The sequence below is a fragment of the Comamonas sp. DB36 genome (genome assembly GCF_057914905.1).
Genome location: NZ_CP196631.1, coordinates 1,202,384 through 1,227,432, shown reverse-complemented (window position 1 = coordinate 1,227,432; position 25,049 = coordinate 1,202,384). Strand labels below are relative to the sequence as shown.

Here is a 25,049-nt window from a genome sequence, read left to right as displayed (position 1 = left end):
ATGGCGCTTCCCCTTGTGCGTTCCGGCTGGCACCGGCCCGGGCCGGCGCTGCTGCTCGCCGCATGCAGCGCGCTGAGCACACTCAGCGCCTGCAGTCTGCCGCCGCTCGATCACCGGACGGCAAGCGCGGCGCTCGTGCACGAAACTGCCGCCGACACCCCGCTGGGCCGGGCGCTCGCCCCGCAGATCGCAGCCCATCCCGGACTCAGCGGCATCTATGCGTTGTCCGATCCGCTCGAAGCCTTTGCCACGCGCGCGCTGCTGATGCGCGCCGCGCAGCGCACGCTAGACGTGCAGTACTACATCTGGCACGACGACACCACCGGAGCGCTGCTGACGCAGGAGCTGCTGGCCGCGGCCGGGCGCGGCGTGCGCGTGCGCCTGCTGCTTGACGACGTGGGCACTTCAGGGCTGGATGCGCAGTGGAGCGCGCTCGACCAGCACCCGCTGATCGAAGTTCGGCTCTTCAACCCCATGGTCGTGCGCCGGCCCAAGGCCCTGGGCTACCTCACCGATTTCGCGCGCGCCAACCGGCGCATGCACAACAAGTCGCTGACCGCCGACAACCAGGCGACGGTGATAGGCGGGCGCAATATCGGCGACGAATATTTCGGTGCGACCGACGGCGTGCTGTTTGCCGACCTCGACGTGCTGGCCGTGGGCGCCATCGTTCCCGAAGTCTCGCAGGACTTCGACCGCTACTGGGCCAGCGACTCATCCTATCCCGTGGCGCCGCTGCTGCCGTCCCACCCCGACCAGCGCCAGCGCCTGGATGCCAGGCTAGGCCAAGCCGCCGCCGCGCCCGCGACGCAGAATTACCGCAGCGCCGTGGTGCGCACGCCGTTTCTGCAGCAGTTGCTGCAGGGCGTTCTGCCGCTCGAATGGGCGCGCGTGCGCATGGTCAGCGACGACCCGGCCAAGGGCCTGGGGCGGGCCACACCCCCAGGGCTGCTGGTGACGCAGCTCGCGCCCATCATCGGCACGCCGCAGCATTCGCTGGATCTGGTCTCGCCCTACTTCGTGCCCACGCAGGCCGGGGTCGCGGCGTTCGCGCAGCTGCGCCAGCGCGGCATACGCGTGCGCGTGCTGACCAACTCGCTGCAGGCGACCGACGTGGCCATAGTCCATGCGGGCTATGCGCGCTGGCGCCGGGCGCTGCTGGACCAAGGCGTGGAGCTCTATGAAATGCGCCCCGGCCCCGGCGAGGCGGCCGAGGAACAGGGCTCGGGACCGCTGGGCAGTTCGGGGGCAAGCCTGCACGCCAAGACGTTCGCAATCGACGCGCAGCGCGTGTTCGTGGGCTCGTTCAACTTCGACCCGCGCTCGGCGCTGCTCAATACCGAGCTGGGTTTCGTGATCGACAGCCCGCGGCTTGCCGGCCAGGTGTCCGACGCTTTCGATCAGCAGATTCCGCTGCGCAGCTGGCGCGTGCGCCTCGACGCGCAAGGCCGGCTCGAATGGCAGGGCGGTGCCGGCAACCCGGCGCCGATCCACCACACCGAGCCCGAAAGCCGCTGGTTCGAACGCGCCTGGCTGCGGCTGCTGGGCTGGCTGCCGATCGAATGGCTGCTGTGATTGATCACGCGTAGTATACGAAACGTAATGGAACGTATAATCGCGCCGCATGGGAATCGTCAAAATATCCGACGCACTGCATGACAGCGTGCGCACCGCCAGCACGGCCTTGAGCCGTTCCATCAACGCACAGGCCGAACATTGGCTGCGGGTCGGCATGATGGCCGAACTCCATCCGCAGCTGACCTACTCCGACATCTGCCAGCTGCTGATCCAGCACGCGAGCACGCCAGCGTCGTTTGCGCTGCCCGTGCCGCCGCGCCTCCAGGCCCAACAGACGCCTGGAGCCGCGCAATGAAACGCTCCATTTCCACGCCCATCCATACCCTTTCCGACATCGCCCAGTCGCGCCAGGCGGGCCATCTCGCCGCCGATGTGCTGCGCATGCTGGTGCCCCATGTGCGCGCCGGCGTCAGCACCAATGATCTCGACAAGCTGTGCCACGACTACATCGTCGACACTCTGGGCTGCATTCCGGCCAACATCGGCTACCACGGCTATACCAAGACCATCTGCGCTTCGGTCAACCATGTGGTGTGCCACGGCATACCGTCGGACCGCGACATCCTCAAGGACGGCGACATCGTCAATGTCGACGTGGCGCTGATCAAGGACGGCTGGTTCGGCGACACCAGCCGCATGTACATGGTCGGCGAGCCGCGCGCCCAGGCCAGGCGCCTGGTGCGCACCGCCTATGAAGCGATGCGCGCAGGCGTGCAGGCCGTGCGCCCCGGCGCGACGCTGGGCGATGTCGGCCATGCGATCGAAAGCGTGGCCAAACGCGAACGCTTCACCGTGGTGCAGGAATACTGCGGCCACGGCATTGGTCAGATCTACCACGACACGCCCGACGTGCTCAACTACGGCGTGGCCGGCCAGGGCCTCCGGCTGGAGCCAGGAATGATCTTCACCATCGAGCCCATGCTCAACGCCGGCAAGGCCGCGACGCGCGAGCTCAGCGACGGCTGGACCGTGATCACCAACGACAAGTCGCTGTCGGCCCAATGGGAGCACATGGTCTGCGTGACCGAGACCGGCTACGAAGTGCTCACGCCCTGGCCCGAAGGCACGGGCGATTACGCAGCGCTCTGACATCCATGTCGATCAGCTATCTGTATCTGGCGCTGGCCATCGTCTGCGAAGTCATCGCGACCTCCTTCCTCAAGAGCGCCGAAGGCTTCACGCGGCTGTGGCCTTCGCTGATCACGGCCACGGGCTATGCGCTGGCCTTCTTCTTCCTGTCGCTGACGCTGCGCACCGTGCCCACGGGCGTGGCCTATGCGATCTGGTCGGGCGCGGGCATCGTGCTGGTCTCGGCCATCGCCTGGTTCTGGCAGGGCCAGACGCTGGACGCCGCGGCGCTGATCGGCATGGGGCTGATCATCGCGGGCGTGCTGGTGATCCAGCTGTTTTCTTCTTCCACGGGGCATTGAGGTCAGGTCGTTCATCTTTTGCCGCGACCCGCTCGTGGCGAGCCTCGCCAGGCGCGCCCGTTGAACCATGAACGGCCCATCCTCATGCCCGCGCAATCAAACTTAATGCCGCAGCGAAAAACCATTCATCCTGAACTTTGTCAGGGCATTGAATACCCCTTTTCACCACACCATTGCCCCCTTGAATCTCTCAAGAATTGAGCTGATTCATTCAATCCAGGTGTTTCAGCATTTTCTGAAACAAGAAAATCAGCTGATAAAACAATTACTTAAGAGAATAAATATTCAGGACATCGGCAGACTGCAGCTATCCAAGTCTCATGTCTTATATAAAACATCATTTATTAAAATAAAAGCCTGGCAGCAAGGCCGGGAGCTTCCTACAATTGCATTCGTTCCCGCATGACGCCCTGCCCCGCCGCTTTCGCCGGCCCCGGCGGTGGCGAGAAAATCGGCCCGGAATCAACAGACAACAGAGGACCACCCCGGCATGTACCGGGGCGGAGGAGACCGGCCCGCATCGCAAGGTGCGGGCCATTTTTATTTCCAGCGCTTCACAGATTCCCCACTCCGCCGTCAACCTGCAGCTCGGTGCCCACGACATAGCTTGACTCGTCGCTGGCCAGAAACACCGCGGCCTTGGCCAGTTCAAGCGGCGTTCCCAGCCGGCCAATCGGCACCAGCTTGCGTATTTGATCGCGCAGCGCCGCTTCCTCTTCGGGCGGCAGACCCAGCTTGCCCAGCGCCGCGGTTTCGGTGGGCCCGGGGCTCAGGCCGTTGACGCGTATGCCGCGCTCCCACAATTCGCCCGACAGCGTGCGCGCCAGCGACAGCAGCCCGGCCTTGCTCGCGGCGTAGGCGCTGCTTTGCGGCAGTCCGATATGCGCGCTGACCGAGCCGCAAAGAATCACCGACGCGGGATTGGCCAGCAGCGGCAGCAGGGCCTGCAGCAGAAAGAACGGGCCCTTGAGGTTGACTCCCATGAGCTGGTCGTAGGCGGCTTCGTCCCAATCCTGCAAGGGGCGATGCGTCACATCGCCCGCATTCGCATAGAGCACGTCGAGGCGCGGCCAGTGCCGCGCGAGTTGCTGCGCCAGCGTGCGCTGGCCTGCAATGTCACCCGCATCGCTTTGCAGCAGCAGCGCCCGATCGCCAAGTTCGCGCCCCGCGGCCGACAGCGCCGCCTCGTTGCGCCCGGTGATCGCCACCGTCGCGCCTTCGGCGAGAAACTGGCGTGCGGTCTCCAGCCCTATGCCGCCCGTGCCGCCTGTAATGAGTGCGTATTTGCCTTGAAGTCTGGCCATGTCCTTGAATCCCCAGAAGAAACAAAGCCGCATTGTTCAATCAATAGTATCCTTTGCATAGTAGGCACCATTTGGATACTGGATACTAAACAGGCGGATGAATAACCATGAACGCTCCCGACACGCAACGCTGCCCCATGGTGGACTTCGTGAACCTGATTTCCGGCAAATGGGCGATTCCCATCCTGTACCGGCTGATCGTCATTGGCGCGCCGGTGCGCTTCAGCGCACTGCAGCGCGCGATCGCGCCGATCACGCAAAAGGAACTGACCAAGCAGCTGCGCCTGTTCGAGCAGCGCGGCCTGGTGCGCCGCACGGTCTACGCCGAAGTGCCGCCGCGCGTGGAATACGAAATCACCGCGCTGGGCCGGAGCCTGCGGCCCACGCTGGATTCGCTCGCCGGCTGGATGCGCGGCCATGCCGATCAGCTGCTGCGCGCGCCGCACCTTGCCCCTGAGCAGCCAAATTAGCGCCGGATAGTTCAAAATACGCCCGGTGTCCATTCCCCAATCGTTTATCCAAGAGCTGCTGTCCCGCGTGGACGTGGTCGACATCGTCGGCCGCTATGTGCAGCTGCGCAAAGGCGGCGCGAACTTCATGGGGCTTTGCCCCTTCCATGGCGAGAAGTCGCCGTCGTTCAGCGTCAGCCCCTCCAAACAGTTCTATCACTGCTTCGGCTGTGGCAAGAACGGCAACGCCATCGGCTTCCTGATGGAGCATGCGGGCATGGGCTTCATAGAAGCCGTGCAGGATCTGGCCGGCCAGGTCGGCCTGGTCGTGCCCCAGGACGACATCAGTCCCCAGGAGCGCCAGCGCCAGGCCGCGCAAAAGGAAAAGCAGGCAACGCTCACCGACGTGCTCGAGAAGGCCGGCGATGCCTACCGCCGCCATCTCAAGGACTCGCCGCACGCCATCGCCTATCTCAAGGGCCGCGGTGTCTCGGGCGCCACGGCCGCGCGCTTCGGCCTGGGCTATGCGCCCGAAGGCTGGCGCAGCCTGGCGAGCGTGTTTGCCCAATATGACGACCCGCTGCTGCACGAAAGCGGCATGGTGATCGTCAACGAGGAAGACAACAAGCGCTACGACCGCTTTCGCGACCGGCTGATGTTTCCCATCCGCAACGTCAAGGGCGAATGCATAGGCTTTGGCGGACGGGTGTTCGGCGACGAGAAGCCCAAGTACCTGAACTCGCCCGAAACGCCGGTGTTCCACAAGGGGCGCGAGCTCTACGGCCTGTACGAGGCGCGCAACGCGCTGCGCGAAATGGGCTATGCGCTGGTCACCGAAGGCTATATGGACGTGGTCGCGCTGGCCCAGCTGGGCTTTGCGAATGCCGTCGCCACGCTGGGCACGGCCTGCACGCCCGACCATGTGCAAAAGCTGTTCCGCTTCACCGACGCCGTGGTGTTCAGCTTCGACGGCGACGGCGCGGGCCGGCGCGCAGCGCACAAGGCGCTCGAAGCCGCGCTGCCCTACGCGACCGACACGCGCAGCCTCAAGTTCCTGTTCCTGCCGTCCGAGCACGACCCCGACAGCTTCATCCGCGAATTCGGCACCGATGCGTTTGCGCGCCAGGTCGGCGACGCCAAGCCGCTGAGCCGCTTTCTGATCGACGCCGCCAGCGAAGGCTGCGACCTGGGACTGCCCGAAGGCCGGGCACACATGGCGAGCAATGCCAGGCCGCTGTGGACGCTGCTGCCCGACGGCGTGCTCAAGCGCCAGCTGATCGCTGAAATTGCCGAGCTGGCGCAGCTGCAGCTGCAGGATCTGAGCGAGCTCTGGAGCAAGGAGCCCGCGCGCCCCGGCATGCGCAGCGCCGCCGCGCCCGGCCATGACGCTGGTGGTTTCAGCGCGGGCGCCGCGCCTGACATGGACTGGGGCAACGACATGCCGCCCGGCGCGGGCGGCTACAGCGGCGGCCAAGGCGGGGGCTACAACGCCGGCAGCCAGAGCGGCGCCTGGAGCCCGCCGCAGGGCAAGGGCAAGAAATGGGAAAAAGGCAGCTGGGGGCGCGACCGCCAGCCCGCCAACCGTTTCGACGCCGCTTCGCGCGGTCCGCGCGGCGCACCCGCCACCAAGACCGACCAGGCCGCGCGACTGCTTATGGCGCACATGGAATTCATGGAAGAGCTCACGCACGAGGATTTCGACGCGCTGGCGCGCTGCGGCGCGCCGCACGGTCACTTGTTTTCGTGGCTCGAAGCCCAATTTCAGGAATATGGCGCCCAGCCCTGGGCCGTGTTGCGCGAGCGCTTGCAGGAATGCATGGACGCGGGCGTGGCGCCCCTGGCCGAGCGCCTGATGACCGGCCCGCATGCCCAGCCTGAAGGCGAGCTGCCCGAATTGCGCCGTGAACTGCGCGGCGTGCTCAACCGCGTGCTGATCGACCACCTCAAGCAGCAGACCCATACGGTCGCGATGGCGATCTCCACCGACCCCCATGCCGCACAGCAACTGCGAGATATATACACTCGCTTACAATTTTTAGAAAATGAAACGCGCAACCCCTCTTGAAATCGCTGGACAAAGATATAATTAAAGGCTAGCGGCAAGAGCGACAGCAGCACCTCCGGACCGGGTCAACGTGAAAAACACGTCATTGCAGCAACTGCATGGACCCAATTTACCGCAAGGACTGCACCCCAAATGTTCGCCCAGACATCTTGCCCGGGAGATCTTTCTCCGGATGCTCAACCTGCCTATGGCGGGATCGCATCCATTGCGCCGGAATCTTAGGCGCTTGTGTTTTCTTTGTGTGTTTGATTTTGAATCCGAGGTGTCCATGCCTGTTCCAAAGTCCCCGAAGTTGCCCAAGTCTGCCATTGGCCCCGCTGCAAATTCCGAAAAATCTGTGCCTGCAACCGCAGCTGCCAAGGCCGTGCCCCAGGCATCGGCCAAGACCGTAACATCTGCGACCCCAACAGCGGCTGAGCCCCCAGCTGCTGCCAAGAAAGTCAAATCCGTGGCCACCAAGACCTCTGCTGAACTCATCGCCGCCGCCGACGCCCTGCTCGCGGCAGCCGCCCCCGCCAAGCGCGGCCGCAAGCCCAAGGCTGCGGCCGAAGACGGCGCCGAACCCGCCGTGAAGAAGGCCCCCGCGGCCAAGAAGGCGGTGGCTGCTGCCGACAAGACGCCGGCCAAGCGCGGCCGCAAGCCCAAGTCCAAGGAAGACGGCGACGACATGGACGACACCGACCTGTCGGACATCGAGTCCGATCTGGAAGGCGAAGTCGAAGCCGTCGAAACCACGACCACGACGACGACCGAAAAGGTCAAGCCGCTGCGCATGAAGATCAGCAAGGCCAAGGAACGCGCCTTGATGAAGGAATTCGGCCTGGACGAAACCGTCCTGACCGAAGAAGAAATGCTGACCCGCCGCCAGCGCCTGAAGGCGCTGATCAAGCTGGGCAAGACCCGCGGCTACCTCACGCACGGCGAAATCAACGATCACCTGCCCGACAAGCTGGTCGATGCCGAAACGCTGGAAGTCGTGATCTCCATGCTCAACGACATGGGTGTGGCCGTCTATGAACAGACGCCCGACGCCGAGACGCTGCTGCTGAACAACACCGGCCAGTCGGCAACGACCGAAGAGGAAGCCGAAGAAGAAGCCGAAGCCGCGCTGTCGACCGTCGACTCCGAATTCGGCCGCACGACCGACCCGGTGCGCATGTACATGCGTGAAATGGGCACGGTCGAGCTGCTGACGCGCGAAGGTGAAATTGAAATCGCCAAGCGCATCGAAGGCGGACTGCAGGACATGATGCAGGCGATCAGCGCATCGCCTGCGACGATTGCCGAAATCCTCAACATGTCCGAGGAAATCCGCAGCGGCAAGGTGGTCATCTCGACCATCGTTGACGGTTTCTCCAACCCCAACGAAGCCGACGATTACGTGGCCGAAGAAGACTTCGACGAATTCGACGAAGAAGACGACGACGACGGCAAGGGCGGCTCCAAGGCGCTGACCAAGAAGCTCGAAGAACTCAAGAACGACGCCCTGTCGCGCTTCGACAAGATGCGCGAGCTGTTCGAGAAGATGCACAAGATCTACGACAAGGAAGGCTACGGCACTCCTGCGTACATGAAGGTGCAGGCCGCGCTGACCGAAGAGCTGATGACCATCCGCTTCACGGCCAAGACCATCGAGAAGCTGTGCGACCTGGTGCGCGCCCAGGTCGACGACGTGCGCAAGAAGGAACGCGAACTGCGCCGCATCATCGTCGACAAGTGCGGCATGCCCCAGGAAACCTTCATCAAGGAATTCCCGGCCAACCTGCTGAACCTCGAATGGGTGGTCAAGCAGGCCGCGTCGAACAAGTCGTGGAGCGTCATCCTCGAGCGCAACATTCCGCCCGTGCAGGAATTGCAGCAGAACCTGATCGACCTGCAGACGCGCGTTGTCGTGCCCCTGCCAGGCCTCAAGGACATCAACAAGCGCATGAACGACGGCGAACGTGCGTCGCGCGATGCCAAGAAGGAAATGATCGAGGCCAACCTGCGCCTGGTGATCTCCATCGCGAAGAAGTACACCAACCGCGGCCTGCAGTTCCTGGACTTGATCCAGGAAGGCAACATCGGTCTGATGAAGGCCGTGGACAAGTTCGAATACCGTCGCGGCTACAAGTTCTCGACCTATGCCACGTGGTGGATCCGCCAGGCCATCACGCGCTCGATCGCCGACCAGGCACGCACCATCCGCATTCCGGTGCACATGATCGAGACCATCAACAAGATGAACCGCATCAGCCGCCAGCATCTGCAGGAGTTCGGCTTCGAGCCCGATGCGTCCATCCTGGCCGCGAAGATGGAGATTCCCGAGGACAAGATCCGCAAGATCATGAAGATCGCCAAGGAGCCGATCTCCATGGAAACGCCCATCGGCGACGACGACGACAGCCACCTGGGCGACTTCATCGAGGACGGTGCCAACACCGCCCCCATCGATGCCGCCATGCAGGCCGGTCTGCGCGACGTGGTCAAGGACATCCTCGACGGCCTGACGCCGCGCGAAGCCAAGGTGCTGCGCATGCGCTTCGGCATTGAAATGTCCACCGACCACACGCTGGAAGAAGTCGGCAAGCAGTTCGACGTGACGCGCGAGCGCATCCGCCAGATCGAAGCCAAGGCCTTGCGCAAGCTCAAGCACCCTTCGCGTTCGGACAAGCTGCGCAGCTTCATCGACTCGCTCTAAGCGACGCGCCTTAAAGGCACAGCAAAAAGCCATCCTCAGGGATGGCTTTTTTCATGGGCGCTCGAGCACCCGCATGTCGCTTGGGCTCAAACGCCCTTCGACAGGGCAAACGCAAGTGCGGAGTTTGCCTTTCCTGCTCAGGGCGAACGCCGCGGCACCACCAGATTTCCCACCGAAATCTGCACCGGCTGATCATGCTGGTTGAAGGTCGTGGTGCGCAGTTTGATCAGGCCCTGCTCGGGGCGCGACTTCGAAGGCCGCACTTCCAGCACTTCGCATTCCACGCGCAGCGTGTCGCCGGGGCGCACCGGCAGCGGCCAGCGCAGCTCGTCGAAGCCCGCGCCTATGATGCCGCCCGCGAGCGGAAAATCATGGCTCACAAGCAGGCGCATGGTCACGGCGGCCGTGTGCCAGCCGCTGGCGGCCAGGCCGCGAAACAGCGTCGCGCGCGCGGCTTCGTCGTCAAGATGAAAAGGCTGGGGATCGAACTCGGCGGCAAAGGACTTGATGCGCTCCTCGTCGACGCGCAGGCGCGCGCTGCCGACAAAGCGCTGCCCCGGCTCCAGGTCGTCAAGGTAGGAAAGCGCGCGATCATTGGCGGACATGGGAGGACTCCTGGGCGTTGGCGGGCACATCGAAGATCAGGCAGGTCGTGGTCGCATGCGCGTAGAGCTTGCCGTCGGGGCCCACGATGCGGCCTTCGGCCGTGGCGACCTGGCGGCCCTGGTGTATCACCTTGCCTTCGGCGCGCACCAGCGGCACGCTGTCGTTCAAGGCACGCACCATGTTGACCTTGAGCTCCAGCGTGGTGAAGCCCTTGCCCGCGGGCAGCAGCGTGTGCACGGCGCAGCCCACGGCCGAGTCCAGCAGCGTGGCAAACCAGCCGCCATGCACGCTGCCCAGCGGGTTGTAATGCTTGCGCTGCGGCCGGCCCTGGAACACCGCGACGCCGGGCTCCATGTGGATGGGAATGAAGTCGAGCGTGAGGCCTATGGGCGCGGGCGGGATATCGCCGGCGAAGATCGCGGCAAACAGCTCCATTCCCGTGAGTCCGGCCAGCGATGCGGGCGCGCCGGCATCGACGTTCAGGCGCGAGCGCACTTCGATTTCCTGCGCCGTCCAGCGCGCAACAACAGGGTCCATTACCATCTCCATCACATGCTCCTTGTCAAATCATTGTATATACAAACATTGCAAGTACAATATAGCAGATGAACACTCCAAAAGGCTGCACCAATCTGAAGCTGCGCCAGCTGACCCGGCTGGTCACGCGCCATTACGACCACTACACCGCAGCGGCCGGGCTCAAGACGACGCAGTACTCGCTGCTGTCGCATGTGGAGAAGCTCGGGCCCATACGCCCCGGCGATCTGGCGCGCAGCATGCAGATGGATGCCTCCACGCTCACGCGCAACATGCAGCCCCTGGTCGCCCAGGGCTGGCTGCGCATCGGGGCGGGAGAAGACGCGCGCAGCCGCCTGGTGGAAATCACCGACGCCGGCCGCGCCAAGCGCGTCGAAGGCCAGCGCGCCTGGAAGCTCGCGCAGCTCGCACTGAATGAACGCCTGGGCGTGGAGCGCGTCGCCGCGCTGCACGAACTGCTCGATGACGGCATCGCCTGTTTCGACGACGACGCCGCCGCGCAATAAACACTCCCTACCCTTTGCGGCGGCGCGCAGCCGCCTGTTTACCTACCCCAAGGAAAGAAGCATGTCCGACAGCCGTTTGTTCCAGCCCTATTCCCTCGGTGCGCTGACGCTCGCCAACCGCATCGTGCTCGCGCCGCTGACGCGCAACCGCGCGGGCGCGGGTTTCGTTCCCAGCGATCTCGCCGCCACCTACTACAGCCAGCGCGCCTCCGCGGGCCTGCTGATCTCCGAAGCCTCGCAGATCTCGCAGCAGGGCCAGGGCTACCAGGACACGCCCGGCATCTACACGCCCGCGCAGATCGCGGGCTGGCGCAAGGTCACCGATGCGGTGCACGCCAAGGGCGGCCACATCTTCCTGCAGCTGTGGCATGTGGGGCGCATCTCGCATGTCGACCTGCAGGCCGGCGGCGCCGCGCCCGTGGCCCCATCGGCGATACGCGCCCAAGGCAAGACCTTTGTCAACAACCGCTTCGAGGAAGTCTCAGCGCCGCGCGCGCTCGAGCTGCGCGAACTGCCGGGCATAGTCAACGATTTCCGCCATGCCGCGGCCAACGCCATTGCCGCGGGCTTTGACGGCGTCGAGATCCATGGCGCCAACGGCTATCTGCTTGACCAGTTCGCCAAGGACGGCGCCAACCAGCGCACCGATGCCTATGGCGGCTCGATCGAGAACCGCGCGCGCCTGATGCTCGAAGTCGCGGCCGCCGTCGTGGGCGAGATCGGCGCCAAGCGCACGGGCATTCGCATCTCGCCGGTGTCGCCGGCCAACGGCATCAGCTGCAGCGAGCCCCAAGCGCAGTTCGACCATATCGTCGACGGCCTGGACGCGCTGGACCTGGTCTACCTGCATGTGGTCGAAGGCGCGACCGGCGGGCCGCGCGATGTCGCAGCGTTCGACTACGCGAGCCTGCGCAAGCGTTTTCGCAACACCTACATGGCCAACAACGGCTATGACCTCGAACTGGCTTCCAAGCGCCTGGCCGAAGACAAGGCCGACCTGTTTGCGTTCGGCCGGCCGTTCATCGCCAACCCCGATCTGGTCGAACGCCTGCAGTCCGGCGCGCCGCTGGCCGCGCTCGATCCCAAGACGCTTTATGGCGGCGGCGCGCAAGGCTACACCGACTACCCGACGCTGGCCGAAGCCGGCGCCGTCGCCGTCGCCTGACAACGCGCCGCGCGATGAAAGGCGCGCGCTCGCGCGCCTTTCAGTACGCCTTGAAGTTCGCCGCCACGCGCTGGTTCAGGTAGTCGCCCGCGGCAATCGGCGGGTACTTGCGGCCCGGGCCTTCGATGATGGCATCGCGGTTGGCCTGGGCGAAGAACGCCATGCTGTAGCGCGGGCCCATGTATTCGCCGGGCAGCGGGTTCTTCACGCGGTGGAAGTTCGACGGCAGCTGGTCGTCGCTCCAGCGCATCAGCATGTCGCCGATATTGCAGGTGATGGCTTTTTCATCGGGCTGCACCGAAGTCCACTCCTGGCTGTCCATTTCCTTGCCCGGGCAGACCTGCAGCCCGCCCTGGCCCTGGCGCTGGAACAGCAGGCTCAGGCAGTCGAAGTCGGTGTGCGCGCCGGCGCGCCACAGGCCCAGATTGGCCTGCTGCTCGGGCGGCGTGGCGAAGTAATGCAGCAGGCGCAGGGTGCTCTGGTAGCTGGCTTGCGCCGGGTCATGCGCGCGCAGGAAGAAGCCGTCGTCAAAGCCCAGCTTCCAGGCAAAGCACGACAGCACCTGCATTGCCACCTGCCAGCATTGGCCTTCGAACGCCAGCATGGTGGCCTGGAAGCCCGCCAGCTCCTCCTCGCTGGGCCACAGGCCCTGCATGTGCGGGCGCGTGATCTGGTAGGACTCCTTCTGGTCGGGCGTTCCCGTCGACGGCCGCACCTGGGCGCGGCTTTCCCAGCCGACGTTGAGCGCCTTCTTCAAAGGGTATTGGGCCTTGACGGCATCGGGCAGCGCGAAGAAGCGCTCGGTCATGGCAAACGCGTGGTGCACGTCGTCCAGCGCGATGCCGTGGTTCACGACCTGGAAGAAGCCGACATCGACGGCGGCGTCCCAGAGTTGCTCGGCAATCTCGCGCTTGCGCGCGGCGAAGTCGGAAAGATCGATGCGGCGGATTTCGCGGCGGCTGCTTTCCGAGCCCAGCGCGCCCATGCGCGTTTCCTTCTGCAGCTCGGTCAGGTCGTAGGTGGCGGTGGTCATGCGGTTCTCCAGAAGATGGAAGTCAAACAAAAGTCTTCCCGCTCCCGGCTTCAGCCAGCCGGACAGGCGCGCGCGCCATCCGGCTTTTCCTGAAGCCAGGACATGCAGGCTTCAGGAGCAATTTCCGGCTGGCCAGGCCCCATGGACCGCACAGTGAACGCTTCTACTCCTGGCAAAAGCCAAGCAAGAAGGGTGCCTGCCTGGCATGCAAAGTGCATGGCGCAGACCGCCGCAGCCCTGCCTGCGCTTTTCTCAACGCCGGAGACCGCCATGCCCGCACTCATGTTTGCCAGCCCTGATTTTCTTGAAGAACCCACGCCCGTAGGCGACACCGACGGCCGCTATCTGCGCCAGGCCATTGCCTTGTCGGCCACGGCGCGCGCGCGCGGCAACCGGCCGTTTGGCGCGGTGGTCGTCGATGCCGACGGCAAGCTGCTGGCCGAAGCCTATTGCAATACCACCGAGACCGGCGACTGCACGGGCCATGCCGAGACCAATGCCGTGCGCCAGCTGAGCCCGCGCGTGGCGCGCGACGTGCTGGCCCAGGCCACGCTGTATTCTTCGGCCGAGCCCTGCGTGATGTGCGCGGGCGCGATCTTCTGGTCGGGCATAGGCCGGGTGGTGTTCGGCATCGATGCCGTGCGCCTGCGCGTGTTTCGCGGCGAGCATGCCGAGCAGCGCGACGCCGAGCTGTCCTGCCGCGACGTGTTCGCGGCCTCGCCGCACGAGATCGAGTGCCTGGGCCCGACGATGATAGAGGAAGCCAGCGTTCCCCATATCGGCTTCTGGAAAGCCTGATGCAGGCAGAATCGGCAGCGTTGCTCTCCACCGGCCTGCCCATGATAGAACCCGAAGACAGCGCGCCCGCCGGCGCGCTCACCAGCCGCGCCAAGCAAGGGCGTGAACGCATCCTGGGCGCGATCCGCGAGGCGGCCATTGCCGAGTTCAGCCGCCACGGCTTCAAGGGCGCCTCGACCAAGGCCATTGCCGAGCGCGCGGGCCTGACCAAGCCCCAGCTGCACTATTACATCAGCAGCAAGGAAGAGCTTTACGAGGAGCTGCTGTATTCGGTGCTCAATGGCTGGTCCAGCGCCTTTGTGTTCGATATCGACAGTGACGACCCGAAAACCGTGCTCAGCGGCTATGTGCGCAAGAAGCTCGACTACGCGCTCGACAACCCGGGGCTGTCGCGCATCTTCACGTCCGAGGTGCTGGGCGGCGGGCGCAACCTGGGCAAGTACTGGCCCGTGGCCGTGAAGTCCACGCAGCAGAAGGTCGAACTGATCAACCGCTGGATTGCCGAAGGCCGCATGCGCGCGCTCGATCCCACGGTGCTGCTGATGCAGATCTGGGGAATGACACAGCACTACGCCGACTACGGCGTGCAGGTGCACATCATGCTGGGCGTCGCGCCCGACGCCGCCATTGACCGCGAACCCATCATGCGCGAGCTCACCACTTTTGTGCTGCTGGGCTGCGGGCTCGCACCAGAATAAGCACGGCCTGCACGTTCGCGGGCACCCGGGTCGCGCTGCCGCCCCGCTCAGAGAGGGCAGCAGGCTGGCACAGCATTTGCAATAGTTTGACCGTTCGATCAAATCAAATGGTCAAAAATGCAAATCACCGCCCCTGCCCCTTTGTCCTGCGCCAGCGAACACGTTTTTGAACTGGTGCTGGCGCGCAGCCAGTTGCGCCTGAGCGTAGCGCCCGGCGAAAGCATGGCCGACGTGCTGCAGCTCGCCGGCATCGCCATCGACACGCTGTGCGAGCAAGGCGTGTGCGGCACCTGCGTCACGCGCTGGCTCGATGGCGCGCCCGAGCACCGCGACAGCTGCCTGAGCGCCGAGGAGCAGCGCACCCATGTCGCGGTCTGCTGCGCGCGCAGCCACGGCCCGGCGCTGACGCTCGATCTCTGAGGAGCGGCGATGCGCGTTCTTGTGATCTATTGCCATCCGGTCGAGACCAGCTACCAGGCGGCGCTGCATACCGAAGTGCTGCTCAACCTGCGCAGCGCCGGGCATGAAGTCGACGACTGCGACCTCTACGCCGAGGACTTCAATCCGGTGCTCAGCCGCGCCGAGCGCCTGGGCTATCACGAGGTGCCCGGCAACCGCCTGCCGGTGCAGGGCTACGTGGACCGGCTGCTGCGCGCCGAGGCCGTGGTGTTCTGCTTTCCCACCTGGTGCTTCGGCATGCCGGCCATGCTCAAGGGCTTCTTCGACCGCGTGCTGATGCCCGGCGTGGCCTTTGACATCAGCGACCCGCAAAACGTCAAGCCCGCGCTCACGCACCTCAAGCGCATCTCGGCCGTGGTCACCTATGGCCGGCCGCGCTGGACCGCGCTGCTGATGGGCGACCCGCCGCGCAAGTCGGTGACGCGCTATCTGCGCCTGCTCACGGGCGGCAAGGCGCGCGTCGACTACCACGCCTGCTACCACCTGAACGTCGCCACGCCGCAGCGCCTCGAGGCCTTCAAGGCGCGCGTGGGCGAGGCCATGGCGCGCTTTGCCTGAAGGACTCGACATGCACGCTCCCCAACATCTTCTTGCCGCGCGCCTGCCACGCTGGCTGCTGCCCGCGCAGTGGCCCGAGCATGGCGGCCGGCCCGCGCTGGCCGACCTGCACCTGACCCAGGGCCGGGTACTGGGCCTGGCGCCGCACGACGCGCAATTCACGCCGCCCGCGGGCACGGCCTGGAACCTGGCCGGCGCCCTGGTGCTGCCCGGCCTGGTCGATGCCCACACGCATCTGGACAAGGCCTTCACGCTGGCACGCATGGGGTCCGTGCAGCCCGGCCTGCTGGGCGCCATTGACGCGATGATGGTCGACCGCCGCAGCTGGACGCCAGCCGACGTGCGTGCGCGCGCCAGCCGCGCGCTGCAGTGGGCCCATGAAGCCGGCACGGTGCACCTGCGCACCCACTGCGACTGGTGGGAGCCCCAGGCCCAGCCGCTGGCCTGGAACGTGTTGCGCGAACTTGCCCAGGAATGGGCCGGCCGCCTGGTGCTCGAGCGCGTGGCGCTGATTCCGCTGCACCTGTTTGCCGAGCGTGATACCGCGCTGCGCCTGGCGCGCAGCGTGGCCGAAAGCGGCCCGGGCGCATTGCTCGGCGGCTTCGTGCATTCGACCAACTGGAACCCCCAGGCGCTGCGCCATCTGTTCGAGGCGGCGCAAATCCATGGCCTGAATGTCGATCTGCATGTCGATGAGGAACTGCAGCCCGCCGCCCAGGGCCTGGCGACCACGGCCGCGCTGCTGCAGGCGCTGCGCTTCGACGGCCATGTGGTCTGCGGCCACAGCTGCGCGCTGGCCGCGCAGCCCGAAGCCACGGCGCTGGCAACGCTGGACGCCGTCGCGCAATGCCCGATCACGCTGGTCACGCTGCCCATCACCAATTTGCTGCTGCAGGACGCGGTGACCGGGCGCACGCCGCGCCAGCGCGGGCTCACGCTGGTCAAGGAAGCGCAGGCGCGCGGCATTCCGCTGCTCATTGCCAGCGACAACGTGCAGGACCCGTTCTGCCCCGTGGGCAGCTTCGATCCGCTCGAAGCCCTGGCCACGGGCGTTTTGGCCGCGCAGCTGGACGCGCCTTTCGACCGCTGGTCGCAAGCGCTGTGCCGCGCCGACTGGCTGCGCCGCGGCGCGCCGGCGCTGCCGCTGCAGGCAGGCAGCAGCGCCGACCTGATCGTCTTCCACCAGGCCGATGCCTGCGGCTTTCCCTCGCGCGCGCAATCGCGTCTGGTGCTGCGCCAGGGCCGGCTCGCGAGCGGCCAGGCAAATGCCGCCTGGTTCACCGCCTCCCCTTCGATTTCCCCACTTGCAAGGAGCCTCGCATGAGCGCCAACCCACCCGGAATTGCCCAACCGCTGGCGCGCTACGCGGCCTGGCGGCGCGCGGGCGACATGGTGTTTCTCTCGGGAATCATTGCCGTCGATCCCGCGGCCGGCCGCATCGTGCACGGCTATGCCGACATTCCCGAGGACGCCGCGACGCTGATCGGCCGCAGCGGCGAGTTCAGCAGCGACATCAAGGAAGGCCCGATCCTGGCGCAAAGCTGGTATGTGCTGGACCGCATACGCCTGACCATCGAGGCCGCGGGCGGCCAGATGTCGGACGTGATCAAGCTGGTGCAGTACTTCAGGAACCTGGACCACTTCCCGCAATACAGCCGGGTGCGCAAGCTGTTCTTCCCCGGCGAGCCGCCGGCCTCCACCGTGGTCGAGGTCAGCGCCATGCTGCCCACGCCCGAAATCCTGATCGAAGTCGAGGCCACGGCCTGGCTGCCCCAGCGCTGAAAACCCCAAGAAAGACCCATCCCATGCTGCACGGCTACACCCCGCCCCACCGCTATCTGCCCTACCTGAGCTGGACCGAGATCGCCGATCTGCCCGACAAGGAAAACACCGTGATCGTGCTGGCGACGGGCGCCACCGAACAGCACGGCCCGCACCTGCCCTGCGCCGTAGACACGGTGATCAGCGCCGGCGTCGTCGGCCACGCGATGGCGCGCCTGCCGGCCCATGTGCCGGCGTTCGCGATGGCGCCGATCACCTACGGCAAGTCGGAGGAGCATCTGCACTTTCCGGGCACGGTGACGCTCAGCGGCGAGACGCTGCTGGCAACGATGAACGAGATCGGCGAGTCGGTCTACCGCGCGGGCTTTCGCAAGCTGCTGTTCGTCAACGGCCACGGCGGCCAGCCCCAGGTGATGGAGATGTGCGCGCGCGAGCTGCGCCTGCGCCACGGCGACTTCATTGTCGTGCCCAGCTTCACCTGGCGCGTGCCGCATGTGGCCGGCAAATACCTCTCGGACACCGAGAAGAAGCTGGCCATGCATGCCGGCCATGCCGAGACCGCGCTGATGCTGGCGCTCGCGCCCGACACCGTGCACATGGAGCGCGCCGTGACCAACTACCCGCCGGTGTTTGACTCGCCGCTGCTGTCGCCCGACGGCCGCCCCGCCTGCGCCTGGAGCGCGCGCGACTTCGGCGCCAGCGGAATCATCGGCGACCCGCTGCCCGCGACCGCCGAACAGGGCCTGGCGATTCTCGAATCGCTGGCCGTGAGCTGGGCCGCGGCCATCACCGAGCTGCACCAGCTGCAATGGGCGGCGCGCCCCGAGCCCACCTGGGGCCGCGCCAACCATACGGGCCATGTCGAGAGCTCCTCGGCGCTGGCCTGAAACCTGCGAATCCTTTCCCGTTCCGCCTCTGCCCTGCCCCTCTCGGAGTATTGCCATGATGAAGACTGCTTCCCGCCTTTCCCAACTTGGTGCAGCCGCCCTGCTCGCTCTTGGTGCCCTGGGCACCGCGCAGGCGCAGGAGAAGTTCACCTATATGACCAACTGGTACGCCCAGGCCGAGCACGGCGGCTTCTACCAGGCGCTGGCCACGGGCCTGTACAAGAAATACGGCCTGGACGCGACCATCAAGATGGGCGGTCCCCAGGTCAACATCGTGCAGATGATGGCCGCGGGCCAGGCCGACTGCGTGATGGGATCGAGCGATCTGCAGATGATCCAGATGCGCGAAGGCGGCGTTCCCGTGACCAATGTCGCCGCGGTGTTCCAGAAGGACTTGCAGGTGCTGATCGCGCACGACGACGTCAAGAAGTTCGAGGACCTCAAGGGCAAGACCATTCTGATCGGCTCCTCGGCCCAGCGCGGCTACTGGCCCTGGCTCAAGGCCAAGTACGGTTTCACCGATGCCCAGACCCGCCCCTACACCTTCAACATCCAGCCTTTTGTCGCCGACCGGAACACCGCCCAGCAGGGCTATCTGACGTCGGAGCCGTTTGCGATTGCCAAGGCCGGCGTCAAGACCACCACGCTGATGTTCAGCGACCAGGGCTACCCCGCCTACGCGACCACGGTGTCGTGCATGGACAAGACGCTCAAGACCCGCTCCGACGCGGTGAGCGCCTTCGTCAAGGCGTCTATGGAAGGCTGGAAAAGCTACCTCGCCGACCCCGCGCCCGGCAATGCGCTGATCAAGAAGGACAACCCCAACATGAGCGACGAACAGCTGGCCTACAGCGTCGCCAAGCTCAAGGAAATGGGCATGGTCACGGGCGGCGACGCGGCCAGCATGGGAATCGGCGTGCTGACCGACGCGCGCGCCAAGGCCAGCTACGACTTCCTGGTCGAGACCAAGCTCATCAACCCGGCCAAGGTCAAGCTTGCCGACACCTACACCACCAGCTTCGTCAAGGACCTCAAGGTTCTGCCCTGAACTTTCATCTGCCCTGAAACAGAGGCCAGTCCTCATTCATCGAAAGGCGACCATGCACCCCGCTGAGACCCCGAATGCCGCCACGCCCGCCGTGGAAGTGCTGTCGGCCGAGAAGACCTACCCCAACGGCACGCAGGCGCTGCTGCCCGTGGACCTATGCATAGAGGAAGGCGAATTCGTCACCCTGCTCGGGCCTTCGGGCTGCGGCAAGAGCACGCTGCTGAAGATGGTCGCCGGCCTGCTCGAGCCCACCGACGGCCGGCTGCACCTGTGGCGCAAGCCCGTGGCGCAGCTGGACGAAAGCGGCAAGAAGATGGCCTTTGTGTTCCAGTCGCCGACGCTCATGCCCTGGGCCAGCGTGCAGACCAATGTGCGTCTGCCGCTGGACCTGGCCGGCGTGCCGCGCGCCGAGGCCGATGCGCGCGTGACCGAGGCCCTGGCCCTGGTGGGCCTGGCGAAGTTCGCCGCGGCGCTGCCGCGCGCGCTGTCGGGCGGCATGCAGATGCGCGTCTCGATCGCGCGCGGCCTGGTGACCCAGCCCGACCTGCTGCTGATGGACGAGCCTTTCGGCGCGCTCGATGAGATCACGCGCCACAAGCTCGACGCCGATCTGCTGGACCTGTGGCGCAAGAAGAAGCTCACCGTGATCTTCGTCACGCACTCCATCCATGAAGCCGTGTTTCTCTCCAGCCGCGTGGTGATGATGGCCGCGCGCCCGGGCCGGGTGGTCGAGGAATTCCGCATCGATGCGCCCTATCCGCGCAGCGCCGACTTCATGGTCTCGCCCGAATTCAGCCGCTACGCCAAGCTGCTGCAGGACAGCCTGCTGCGCGCCAGCGCAGACACCGCGGAGGCCCACGCATGAGCACCCCATTTCCTTCCGTTGCCGTGCCCCTGGCTGCAGCGCCTGCGCCCGCAGCGCCAGCCGCCAGGAAAGCCGCCGCCGCGCCCAGGCGCGCGCGCCAGCCGCTGCTGGCCCGGCCGCGCGTGCAGCGCATCCTCTACCCGCTGCTGGTCGGCCTGGTGCTGATTGCGCTGTGGCAAGGCCTGGTCACGGGGCTGGAGCTGCCGCCCTATCTCGTGCCTTCGCCGCTGCTGATGCTGGAGACGCTGGTCACCGACTGGGCGGCGCTGGGCGCCTCGCTGTGGGTCACGGTGAAGATCACGGTGCTGGCGTTTCTCGCCGCGACCGTGGCCGGCGTGCTGATCTCCTTCCTGTTCGTGCAGAGCAAGCTGATCGAGATGGCGCTGTTCCCGTATGCGGTGCTGCTGCAGGTCACGCCCATCGTGGCCGTTGCCCCGCTGATCATCATCTGGGTCAAGGACCCGACGGCGTCGATGGTGATCTGCGCGGCGCTGGTCGCGCTGTTTCCCATCATCAGCAACACCACGCTGGGCCTGCGCAGCGTCGAGCCCGATCTGCAAAGCTACTTCCAGCTCAACCGCGCGACGCGGCTGCAGACCCTGGTGCGGCTGCGCATTCCCAGCGCCCTGCCCTACTTCTTCGGCGGGCTGCGCATCTCCAGCGGCCTGGCGCTGATCGGCGCCGTCGTCGCCGAGTTTGTCGCCGGCACGGGCGGCTCGGGCGCGGGCCTGGCCTACCAGATCCTGCAGGCGGGCTTCCAGCTCAACATCCCGCGCATGTTTGCCGCGCTGCTGCTGATCTCGCTGACCGGCGTGGGAATGTTTGTCGCCATGGCCTGGCTTAGCCGTCTGGCGCTGGGCAGCTGGCATTCCAGCGAGAACTGATCCCACTTGATTCCATCACCACGCCGCGCACGACGCGCGGTGCAGGCCGCGCCTTGCCTGAAAACCAGGAAAACAACATGACTTACACCACCACCGCCCACCAACTGCCCGAACAACTTCCCGACCTCGACTGGATCGCCGACCCGCTGCGCGTGGGCCGGCTGTCGCAGGATTTCGCCTGGTTCAGCCCGGTGCTCAAGCGCGAGCTTGCCGGCAAGCGCGCCGACATTGCCGTGCGCCCGCGCAGCGAAGCCGAGATCCGCCAGGTGGTGTCGGCCTGCGCCAGCGCGGGCATTCCCATCACCGTGCGCGGCAGCGGCACGGGCAACTATGGCCAGTGCACGCCGCTGCACGGCGGCGTGATCCTCGACCTGTCGGGCTACAACGCTTTTGGCTGGGTGCGCGGCGGCGTGGGCCGGGCCCAGGCCGGCATACGCCTGGCCGATTTCGACGCCCAGGCCAAGCCGCTGGGCCAGGAGCTGCGCTGGCTGCCCTCGACCTACCGCAGCGCGACTCTGGGCGGACTGTTTGGCGGCGGCTTTGGCGGCGCGGGCTCGATCAACCACGGCCCGCTGGCCGCGCCCGGCAACGTGCTGGCGGTGCGCGCCATGACCGTGGAACCTGAGCCGCAGATCATCGAGCTGCGCGGTGCCGAGGCCATGCTGCTGCACCACACCTACGGCACCAACGGCATCGTGCTGGAACTCGAAGTCGCGCTCACGCCCGCCGTGCCCTGGACCGAGTGCATTGCGACCTTCGAGGATTTCGATGCGGCGCTGGAATTCGCCGACCGGTTTGGCAGCGCGCCGGGCCTGGAGAAGAAGGAAGTCTGCTTTCTGGCTGCACCGATTCCCGAGTATTTCACCAGCCTGGCCGAATACCTGCCCACGGGCTGCCACGCGGTGCTGCTGCTGGTGGCGCCGCATTCCGAGGCCGGCATGCGCGACATGGTGGCCAAACATGGCGGCCAGATCACCTACCGCAAGACGGCCGACGAAGTGCAGGCCGGCAACAAGACGCTGGTCGAATACACCTGGAACCACACCACGCTGCATGCCTTGAAAGTCGACAAGGGCCTTACCTATATCCAGAGCGGCTTCAACCCCGCGCGGCGCATAGAGCAGGTCAAGGCGCTAGAAGCCGCGCTGGGCGGCGAAGTGATGATGCACCTGGAGTTCCTGCGCACCAAGGAAGGCGCGTTCAACTGCAGCGGGCTGCAGATCATCCGCTACACCACCGAGGAGCGGCTCAACGCCATCATGCAGATCTACCGCGACCACGGCGTGCAGATCAACAACCCGCATGTCTACATTGTCGAGGACGGCAAGCAGAACAACCTGGACCCGGCCGTGGTCGGCACCAAGCAGCGCTTCGATCCGCTGGGCCTGCTCAATCCGGGCAAGCTGCGCAGCTGGCAGGCCGCGCAGCCGCTGCGCCAGATGGCCTGAACGCGGCCGGCGTCAGTCGACCTTCACGCGCGCGTTCTTGACCACTTCGGCCATGCGCTGCAGTTCCGAACGCATGAAGGCCGTCGTGGCTTCGGGCGGGGTCAGCTTGATCTCATAGCCCTGGGCAATCAGTGCATTGCGCGCCTCGGGTTGGGCCAGCGCCTGCTGGAACGCCTGGTGCAGGCGGTTGCGTTCGGCCATGGGCAGGTCCTTGGGGCCTATGGCCGCGATCCAGCCTTCGAGCGCGTAGTTGGGCAGGCCCTGCTCGGCCACCGTGGGCAGATCGGGCATGGACGGCACGCGCTGCGCCGTGGTCACGCCCAGCGCGCGCAGCGTGCCGCTCTTGATGTGCGGCGCCGCGGGCGCGAGCGCCACCACGCCCCACTGGACCTGGCCGCTGAGCAGGTCGTTCATCAGCATGCCCATGCCCTTGTAGGGGATGTGCTTGATGTCCAGCCTGGCCTGGTCGACCAGCATGGCCGCGCCCAGGTGCAGGATGGTGCCGTTGCCCGACGAGCCGTAGTTGAGCGTGCCGGGCTTGGCCTTGGCCAGAGCCACCAACTCCTGGATGTTGCGCGCCGGCACGGCAGGATTGGCAACCACCACGAACGGCGTCGCGCCAATGATGGTGATGGGCGCGATGTCCTGGATCGCGTCAAATGGGATCGACGGATAGACGCTGGGATTGACCACATGGTTGTTCGAGACCACGCCAATCATCGAGCCGTCCCTGGGCCCGCGCACGATCTGCGCCGTGCCGGTGATGCCGCCCGCGCCCGGCAGGTTCTCTATCACCACGGGATGGCCCGCGGCCTTGGCCAGCTGGGTGCTGATCGCGCGTATCGCGCCGTCGGCGCCCGAGCCTGCCGACAGCGGCAGGATCACGCGCAGCGGCTTGTCGCCCTGGGCCAGCGCGCCCAAGGGGGCCAGCAGGCCGGCCGCGGCCAGCGCAAGAATGCCGCGGCGGGAATTCGTGGGAAATTGCATTTTTTTGTCTCCAGCTCGTTGTTATGAATACAAAAAAGCCTGCGCAGCAGGCCTGAAGGGCGCTACACCACGGCGCCCGCAGCTTCCATGGAGGTGACTTCGTCGGGCCCGTAGCCCAGCGACTCCAGCAGCTGGCGGGTGTGCTCGCCCAGCGTCGGCGGGTTGTGGCGAATGCCCGGGCGCTGGCCGTCCATGCGTATCGGCAGCAGCGTGGTGCGCGCCGTCTGGCCCGCGCGCTCGCCGTCGGTCAGCGTGATCTCGGCCAGGCCGCCCGTGGCATTGAGGTGCGGGTCGTCGAACAGCTGCTCGGGCCGCACGATGGGCGCATAGGGCAGGCCGTTGCGCTCGAACACTTCGGACAGATGCTCGGTGCTGTAGGCCGCCAGGCGCCGGCGCAGCTCGGGCAGCAGCGTGGGGCGGGCGCGCACGCGCTCGTTGTTGGTGGCGAACGCCGGATCGGCCTGCAGATCGGCAAAGCCCATGGCCGTGCACAGCGTGTTCCACTGCGCATCGCTCACGGCCGCAAGAAAGATCTGGCCGTCGTCCTTGACGCTGAACACATCGTAGACCGCCCAGGCCGAGATGCGCTCGGGCATGGGCGCGGCGGCTTCGCCCGTGACGGCGTACTGCATCATGTGCTGGCCGACCAGGAACACGTTGTTCTCGAACAGCGCCGAGTCGACTTCCTGGCCCCGGCCCGTGATGCCGCGCTGCATCAGCGCGGCCATCGCGCCGATCGCGCCAAACATGCCGCCCATGATGTCGTTGACGCTGGAGCCCGCACGCAGCGGGTCGCCGGGACGGCCGGTCATATAGGCCAGCCCGCCCATCATCTGCACCACCTCGTCCAGCGCCGTGCGCTTTTCATAGGGGCCGGGCAGAAAGCCCGCGTGGTTCACGTAGATCAGCCGCTCGTTGAGGCGCGACAGCGCACGGTAGTCGAGCCCGTACTTGGTCATCACGCCGGGCTTGAAGTTCTGCACCACCACGTCGGCCGACGAGGCGAGCCGGATTGCCGCCTGCAGGCCATCGGGGTGGCGCAGGTCCAGGGCAATGCTTTTCTTGTTGCGGTTGAACATAGGGAAGAAACCCGCGCCCGCGCCCAGCAGATGGCGCGTGCGGTCGCCCTCGACGGGCTCGACCTTGATCACTTCCGCGCCCAGGTCGGCCAATACCATGCCGCAGGTCGGGCCCATCACCATATGGGAAAACTCCACCACCCGCAGTCCCGCCAGCGGCAGCGCCGCAGCGCCAGCCTTTGAATTCTCAGTCATCGCATTCC

The 25,049-nt window shown here is 66.0% G+C and carries 26 protein-coding genes; 20 read left to right on the top strand and 6 right to left on the bottom strand.

What is annotated here, in order from left to right:
• Genes ACSVDO_RS05840 through ACSVDO_RS05825 form a run of 4 tightly spaced genes read left to right on the top strand, consistent with a single transcriptional unit; the run spans position 1 to position 3,008 of the window.
• Positions 1–1,575, top strand: a complete 1,575-nt coding sequence (locus ACSVDO_RS05840; RefSeq protein WP_489595298.1) for a phospholipase D family protein — start codon at positions 1–3, stop codon at positions 1,573–1,575.
• A 49-nt stretch (positions 1,576–1,624) separates the two neighbouring features.
• Entirely contained in the window at positions 1,625–1,873 is a 249-nt protein-coding gene (locus ACSVDO_RS05835) for a ParD-like family protein (protein WP_332535062.1), read from the top strand.
• The gene (gene map / locus ACSVDO_RS05830; protein ID WP_332535060.1) at positions 1,870–2,667 is read left to right on the top strand and encodes a type I methionyl aminopeptidase; all 798 of its coding nucleotides are present in this window, start codon (positions 1,870–1,872) and stop codon (positions 2,665–2,667) included. Before ACSVDO_RS05835 ends, map begins: the two co-directional genes overlap by 4 nt.
• A gap of 5 nt (positions 2,668–2,672) precedes the next feature.
• The gene (locus tag ACSVDO_RS05825) at positions 2,673–3,008 is read left to right on the top strand and encodes an SMR family transporter (protein ID WP_332535059.1); all 336 of its coding nucleotides are present in this window, start codon (positions 2,673–2,675) and stop codon (positions 3,006–3,008) included.
• 554 nt (positions 3,009–3,562) lie between these two features.
• On the opposite strand, the gene ACSVDO_RS05820 is transcribed toward ACSVDO_RS05825, so the two are convergent.
• On the bottom strand, positions 3,563–4,312 hold the full coding sequence (locus ACSVDO_RS05820) for an SDR family oxidoreductase (RefSeq protein WP_489595297.1): 750 nt from the start codon (positions 4,310–4,312) through the stop codon (positions 3,563–3,565).
• 107 nt (positions 4,313–4,419) lie between these two features.
• Here ACSVDO_RS05820 and ACSVDO_RS05815 point away from each other — a divergent pair, with 107 nt between their 5' ends.
• From ACSVDO_RS05815 to rpoD, 3 genes are all read left to right on the top strand, one after another.
• Positions 4,420–4,782: a winged helix-turn-helix transcriptional regulator gene (locus ACSVDO_RS05815; RefSeq protein ID WP_489595296.1), complete on the top strand. Its 363-nt coding sequence runs from the start codon at positions 4,420–4,422 to the stop codon at positions 4,780–4,782.
• A gap of 25 nt (positions 4,783–4,807) precedes the next feature.
• A complete protein-coding gene (dnaG, locus tag ACSVDO_RS05810; RefSeq protein ID WP_332535053.1) occupies positions 4,808–6,826 on the top strand; it encodes a DNA primase in 2,019 nt (672 codons plus the stop codon).
• 268 nt (positions 6,827–7,094) lie between these two features.
• Positions 7,095–9,506: an RNA polymerase sigma factor RpoD gene (gene rpoD / locus ACSVDO_RS05805; protein ID WP_332548046.1), complete on the top strand. Its 2,412-nt coding sequence runs from the start codon at positions 7,095–7,097 to the stop codon at positions 9,504–9,506.
• A 137-nt stretch (positions 9,507–9,643) separates the two neighbouring features.
• Here rpoD and ACSVDO_RS05800 read toward each other — a convergent pair whose 3' ends face one another.
• Together ACSVDO_RS05800 and ACSVDO_RS05795 are read right to left on the bottom strand one after the other, a co-directional pair.
• On the bottom strand, positions 9,644–10,111 hold the full coding sequence (locus tag ACSVDO_RS05800) for a MaoC family dehydratase (protein ID WP_489595295.1): 468 nt from the start codon (positions 10,109–10,111) through the stop codon (positions 9,644–9,646).
• A complete protein-coding gene (locus ACSVDO_RS05795; protein WP_489596341.1) occupies positions 10,098–10,655 on the bottom strand; it encodes a PaaI family thioesterase in 558 nt (185 codons plus the stop codon). Before ACSVDO_RS05795 ends, ACSVDO_RS05800 begins: the two co-directional genes overlap by 14 nt.
• A 62-nt stretch (positions 10,656–10,717) precedes the next feature.
• Here ACSVDO_RS05795 and ACSVDO_RS05790 point away from each other — a divergent pair, with 62 nt between their 5' ends.
• Both ACSVDO_RS05790 and ACSVDO_RS05785 read left to right on the top strand, forming a co-directional pair.
• Complete coding sequence (locus ACSVDO_RS05790; RefSeq protein ID WP_489595294.1) at positions 10,718–11,155, top strand: MarR family winged helix-turn-helix transcriptional regulator; 438 nt, start codon at positions 10,718–10,720, stop codon at positions 11,153–11,155.
• A 61-nt stretch (positions 11,156–11,216) separates the two neighbouring features.
• Complete coding sequence (locus ACSVDO_RS05785; protein ID WP_489595293.1) at positions 11,217–12,320, top strand: alkene reductase; 1,104 nt, start codon at positions 11,217–11,219, stop codon at positions 12,318–12,320.
• Between the two features lie 40 nt (positions 12,321–12,360).
• Here ACSVDO_RS05785 and ACSVDO_RS05780 read toward each other — a convergent pair whose 3' ends face one another.
• The gene (locus tag ACSVDO_RS05780; protein WP_489595292.1) at positions 12,361–13,353 is read right to left on the bottom strand and encodes an isopenicillin N synthase family dioxygenase; all 993 of its coding nucleotides are present in this window, start codon (positions 13,351–13,353) and stop codon (positions 12,361–12,363) included.
• Between the two features lie 270 nt (positions 13,354–13,623).
• Between ACSVDO_RS05780 and ACSVDO_RS05775 the strand changes: the two genes are divergently transcribed.
• The 11 genes from ACSVDO_RS05775 to ACSVDO_RS05725 all read left to right on the top strand — a co-directional run bounded on the left by ACSVDO_RS05775 (position 13,624) and on the right by ACSVDO_RS05725 (position 22,780).
• On the top strand, positions 13,624–14,151 hold the full coding sequence (locus tag ACSVDO_RS05775) for a nucleoside deaminase (protein ID WP_332540026.1): 528 nt from the start codon (positions 13,624–13,626) through the stop codon (positions 14,149–14,151).
• A gap of 41 nt (positions 14,152–14,192) precedes the next feature.
• On the top strand, positions 14,193–14,849 hold the full coding sequence (locus ACSVDO_RS05770) for a TetR/AcrR family transcriptional regulator (protein WP_489596340.1): 657 nt from the start codon (positions 14,193–14,195) through the stop codon (positions 14,847–14,849).
• A 117-nt stretch (positions 14,850–14,966) separates the two neighbouring features.
• Positions 14,967–15,269: a 2Fe-2S iron-sulfur cluster-binding protein gene (locus ACSVDO_RS05765; RefSeq protein WP_489595291.1), complete on the top strand. Its 303-nt coding sequence runs from the start codon at positions 14,967–14,969 to the stop codon at positions 15,267–15,269.
• Between the two features lie 9 nt (positions 15,270–15,278).
• Complete coding sequence (locus tag ACSVDO_RS05760; RefSeq protein WP_332540024.1) at positions 15,279–15,866, top strand: NAD(P)H-dependent oxidoreductase; 588 nt, start codon at positions 15,279–15,281, stop codon at positions 15,864–15,866.
• Positions 15,867–15,876: 10 nt separating this feature from the next.
• On the top strand, positions 15,877–17,190 hold the full coding sequence (locus ACSVDO_RS05755) for an amidohydrolase family protein (RefSeq protein WP_489595290.1): 1,314 nt from the start codon (positions 15,877–15,879) through the stop codon (positions 17,188–17,190).
• Entirely contained in the window at positions 17,187–17,648 is a 462-nt protein-coding gene (locus ACSVDO_RS05750; RefSeq protein ID WP_332548049.1) for a RidA family protein, read from the top strand. Before ACSVDO_RS05755 ends, ACSVDO_RS05750 begins: the two co-directional genes overlap by 4 nt.
• A 23-nt stretch (positions 17,649–17,671) precedes the next feature.
• The gene (locus ACSVDO_RS05745) at positions 17,672–18,535 is read left to right on the top strand and encodes a creatininase family protein (protein WP_489595289.1); all 864 of its coding nucleotides are present in this window, start codon (positions 17,672–17,674) and stop codon (positions 18,533–18,535) included.
• A 55-nt stretch (positions 18,536–18,590) separates the two neighbouring features.
• Entirely contained in the window at positions 18,591–19,583 is a 993-nt protein-coding gene (locus ACSVDO_RS05740; RefSeq protein WP_489595288.1) for an ABC transporter substrate-binding protein, read from the top strand.
• A 52-nt stretch (positions 19,584–19,635) separates the two neighbouring features.
• On the top strand, positions 19,636–20,448 hold the full coding sequence (locus tag ACSVDO_RS05735; RefSeq protein ID WP_489595287.1) for an ABC transporter ATP-binding protein: 813 nt from the start codon (positions 19,636–19,638) through the stop codon (positions 20,446–20,448).
• Positions 20,445–21,332 (top strand): ABC transporter permease, encoded by an 888-nt coding sequence (locus tag ACSVDO_RS05730; RefSeq protein ID WP_489595286.1) that lies wholly within the window; start codon positions 20,445–20,447, stop codon positions 21,330–21,332. The genes ACSVDO_RS05735 and ACSVDO_RS05730 overlap by 4 nt, the downstream gene beginning before the upstream one ends.
• A 77-nt stretch (positions 21,333–21,409) precedes the next feature.
• Positions 21,410–22,780: an FAD-binding oxidoreductase gene (locus ACSVDO_RS05725; protein WP_489595285.1), complete on the top strand. Its 1,371-nt coding sequence runs from the start codon at positions 21,410–21,412 to the stop codon at positions 22,778–22,780.
• A 12-nt stretch (positions 22,781–22,792) separates the two neighbouring features.
• On the opposite strand, the gene ACSVDO_RS05720 is transcribed toward ACSVDO_RS05725, so the two are convergent.
• Both ACSVDO_RS05720 and ACSVDO_RS05715 read right to left on the bottom strand, forming a co-directional pair.
• Positions 22,793–23,767 (bottom strand): tripartite tricarboxylate transporter substrate binding protein, encoded by a 975-nt coding sequence (locus ACSVDO_RS05720; protein ID WP_332548052.1) that lies wholly within the window; start codon positions 23,765–23,767, stop codon positions 22,793–22,795.
• A gap of 62 nt (positions 23,768–23,829) precedes the next feature.
• On the bottom strand, positions 23,830–25,041 hold the full coding sequence (locus ACSVDO_RS05715; protein ID WP_489595284.1) for a CaiB/BaiF CoA transferase family protein: 1,212 nt from the start codon (positions 25,039–25,041) through the stop codon (positions 23,830–23,832).
• Positions 25,042–25,049 lie beyond the last annotated feature (8 nt).

What these genes read in the sequence shown, in the direction of transcription:
- ACSVDO_RS05840 (WP_489595298.1), top strand. Translation starts at nt 1, where the DNA reads ATGGCGCTTCCCCTTGTGCGTTCCGGCTGGCACCGGCCCGGGCCGGCG.
- ACSVDO_RS05835 (WP_332535062.1), top strand. Translation starts at nt 1,625, where the DNA reads ATGGGAATCGTCAAAATATCCGACGCACTGCATGACAGCGTGCGCACC.
- map (WP_332535060.1), top strand. Translation starts at nt 1,870, where the DNA reads ATGAAACGCTCCATTTCCACGCCCATCCATACCCTTTCCGACATCGCC.
- ACSVDO_RS05825 (WP_332535059.1), top strand. Translation starts at nt 2,673, where the DNA reads ATGTCGATCAGCTATCTGTATCTGGCGCTGGCCATCGTCTGCGAAGTC.
- ACSVDO_RS05820 (WP_489595297.1), bottom strand. Translation starts at nt 4,312, where the DNA reads ATGGCCAGACTTCAAGGCAAATACGCACTCATTACAGGCGGCACGGGC.
- ACSVDO_RS05815 (WP_489595296.1), top strand. Translation starts at nt 4,420, where the DNA reads ATGAACGCTCCCGACACGCAACGCTGCCCCATGGTGGACTTCGTGAAC.
- rpoD (WP_332548046.1), top strand. Translation starts at nt 7,095, where the DNA reads ATGCCTGTTCCAAAGTCCCCGAAGTTGCCCAAGTCTGCCATTGGCCCC.
- ACSVDO_RS05800 (WP_489595295.1), bottom strand. Translation starts at nt 10,111, where the DNA reads ATGTCCGCCAATGATCGCGCGCTTTCCTACCTTGACGACCTGGAGCCG.
- ACSVDO_RS05795 (WP_489596341.1), bottom strand. Translation starts at nt 10,655, where the DNA reads ATGGTAATGGACCCTGTTGTTGCGCGCTGGACGGCGCAGGAAATCGAA.
- ACSVDO_RS05790 (WP_489595294.1), top strand. Translation starts at nt 10,718, where the DNA reads ATGAACACTCCAAAAGGCTGCACCAATCTGAAGCTGCGCCAGCTGACC.
- ACSVDO_RS05785 (WP_489595293.1), top strand. Translation starts at nt 11,217, where the DNA reads ATGTCCGACAGCCGTTTGTTCCAGCCCTATTCCCTCGGTGCGCTGACG.
- ACSVDO_RS05780 (WP_489595292.1), bottom strand. Translation starts at nt 13,353, where the DNA reads ATGACCACCGCCACCTACGACCTGACCGAGCTGCAGAAGGAAACGCGC.
- ACSVDO_RS05775 (WP_332540026.1), top strand. Translation starts at nt 13,624, where the DNA reads ATGCCCGCACTCATGTTTGCCAGCCCTGATTTTCTTGAAGAACCCACG.
- ACSVDO_RS05770 (WP_489596340.1), top strand. Translation starts at nt 14,193, where the DNA reads ATGATAGAACCCGAAGACAGCGCGCCCGCCGGCGCGCTCACCAGCCGC.
- ACSVDO_RS05765 (WP_489595291.1), top strand. Translation starts at nt 14,967, where the DNA reads ATGCAAATCACCGCCCCTGCCCCTTTGTCCTGCGCCAGCGAACACGTT.
- ACSVDO_RS05760 (WP_332540024.1), top strand. Translation starts at nt 15,279, where the DNA reads ATGCGCGTTCTTGTGATCTATTGCCATCCGGTCGAGACCAGCTACCAG.
- ACSVDO_RS05755 (WP_489595290.1), top strand. Translation starts at nt 15,877, where the DNA reads ATGCACGCTCCCCAACATCTTCTTGCCGCGCGCCTGCCACGCTGGCTG.
- ACSVDO_RS05750 (WP_332548049.1), top strand. Translation starts at nt 17,187, where the DNA reads ATGAGCGCCAACCCACCCGGAATTGCCCAACCGCTGGCGCGCTACGCG.
- ACSVDO_RS05745 (WP_489595289.1), top strand. Translation starts at nt 17,672, where the DNA reads ATGCTGCACGGCTACACCCCGCCCCACCGCTATCTGCCCTACCTGAGC.
- ACSVDO_RS05740 (WP_489595288.1), top strand. Translation starts at nt 18,591, where the DNA reads ATGATGAAGACTGCTTCCCGCCTTTCCCAACTTGGTGCAGCCGCCCTG.
- ACSVDO_RS05735 (WP_489595287.1), top strand. Translation starts at nt 19,636, where the DNA reads ATGCACCCCGCTGAGACCCCGAATGCCGCCACGCCCGCCGTGGAAGTG.
- ACSVDO_RS05730 (WP_489595286.1), top strand. Translation starts at nt 20,445, where the DNA reads ATGAGCACCCCATTTCCTTCCGTTGCCGTGCCCCTGGCTGCAGCGCCT.
- ACSVDO_RS05725 (WP_489595285.1), top strand. Translation starts at nt 21,410, where the DNA reads ATGACTTACACCACCACCGCCCACCAACTGCCCGAACAACTTCCCGAC.
- ACSVDO_RS05720 (WP_332548052.1), bottom strand. Translation starts at nt 23,767, where the DNA reads ATGCAATTTCCCACGAATTCCCGCCGCGGCATTCTTGCGCTGGCCGCG.
- ACSVDO_RS05715 (WP_489595284.1), bottom strand. Translation starts at nt 25,041, where the DNA reads ATGACTGAGAATTCAAAGGCTGGCGCTGCGGCGCTGCCGCTGGCGGGA.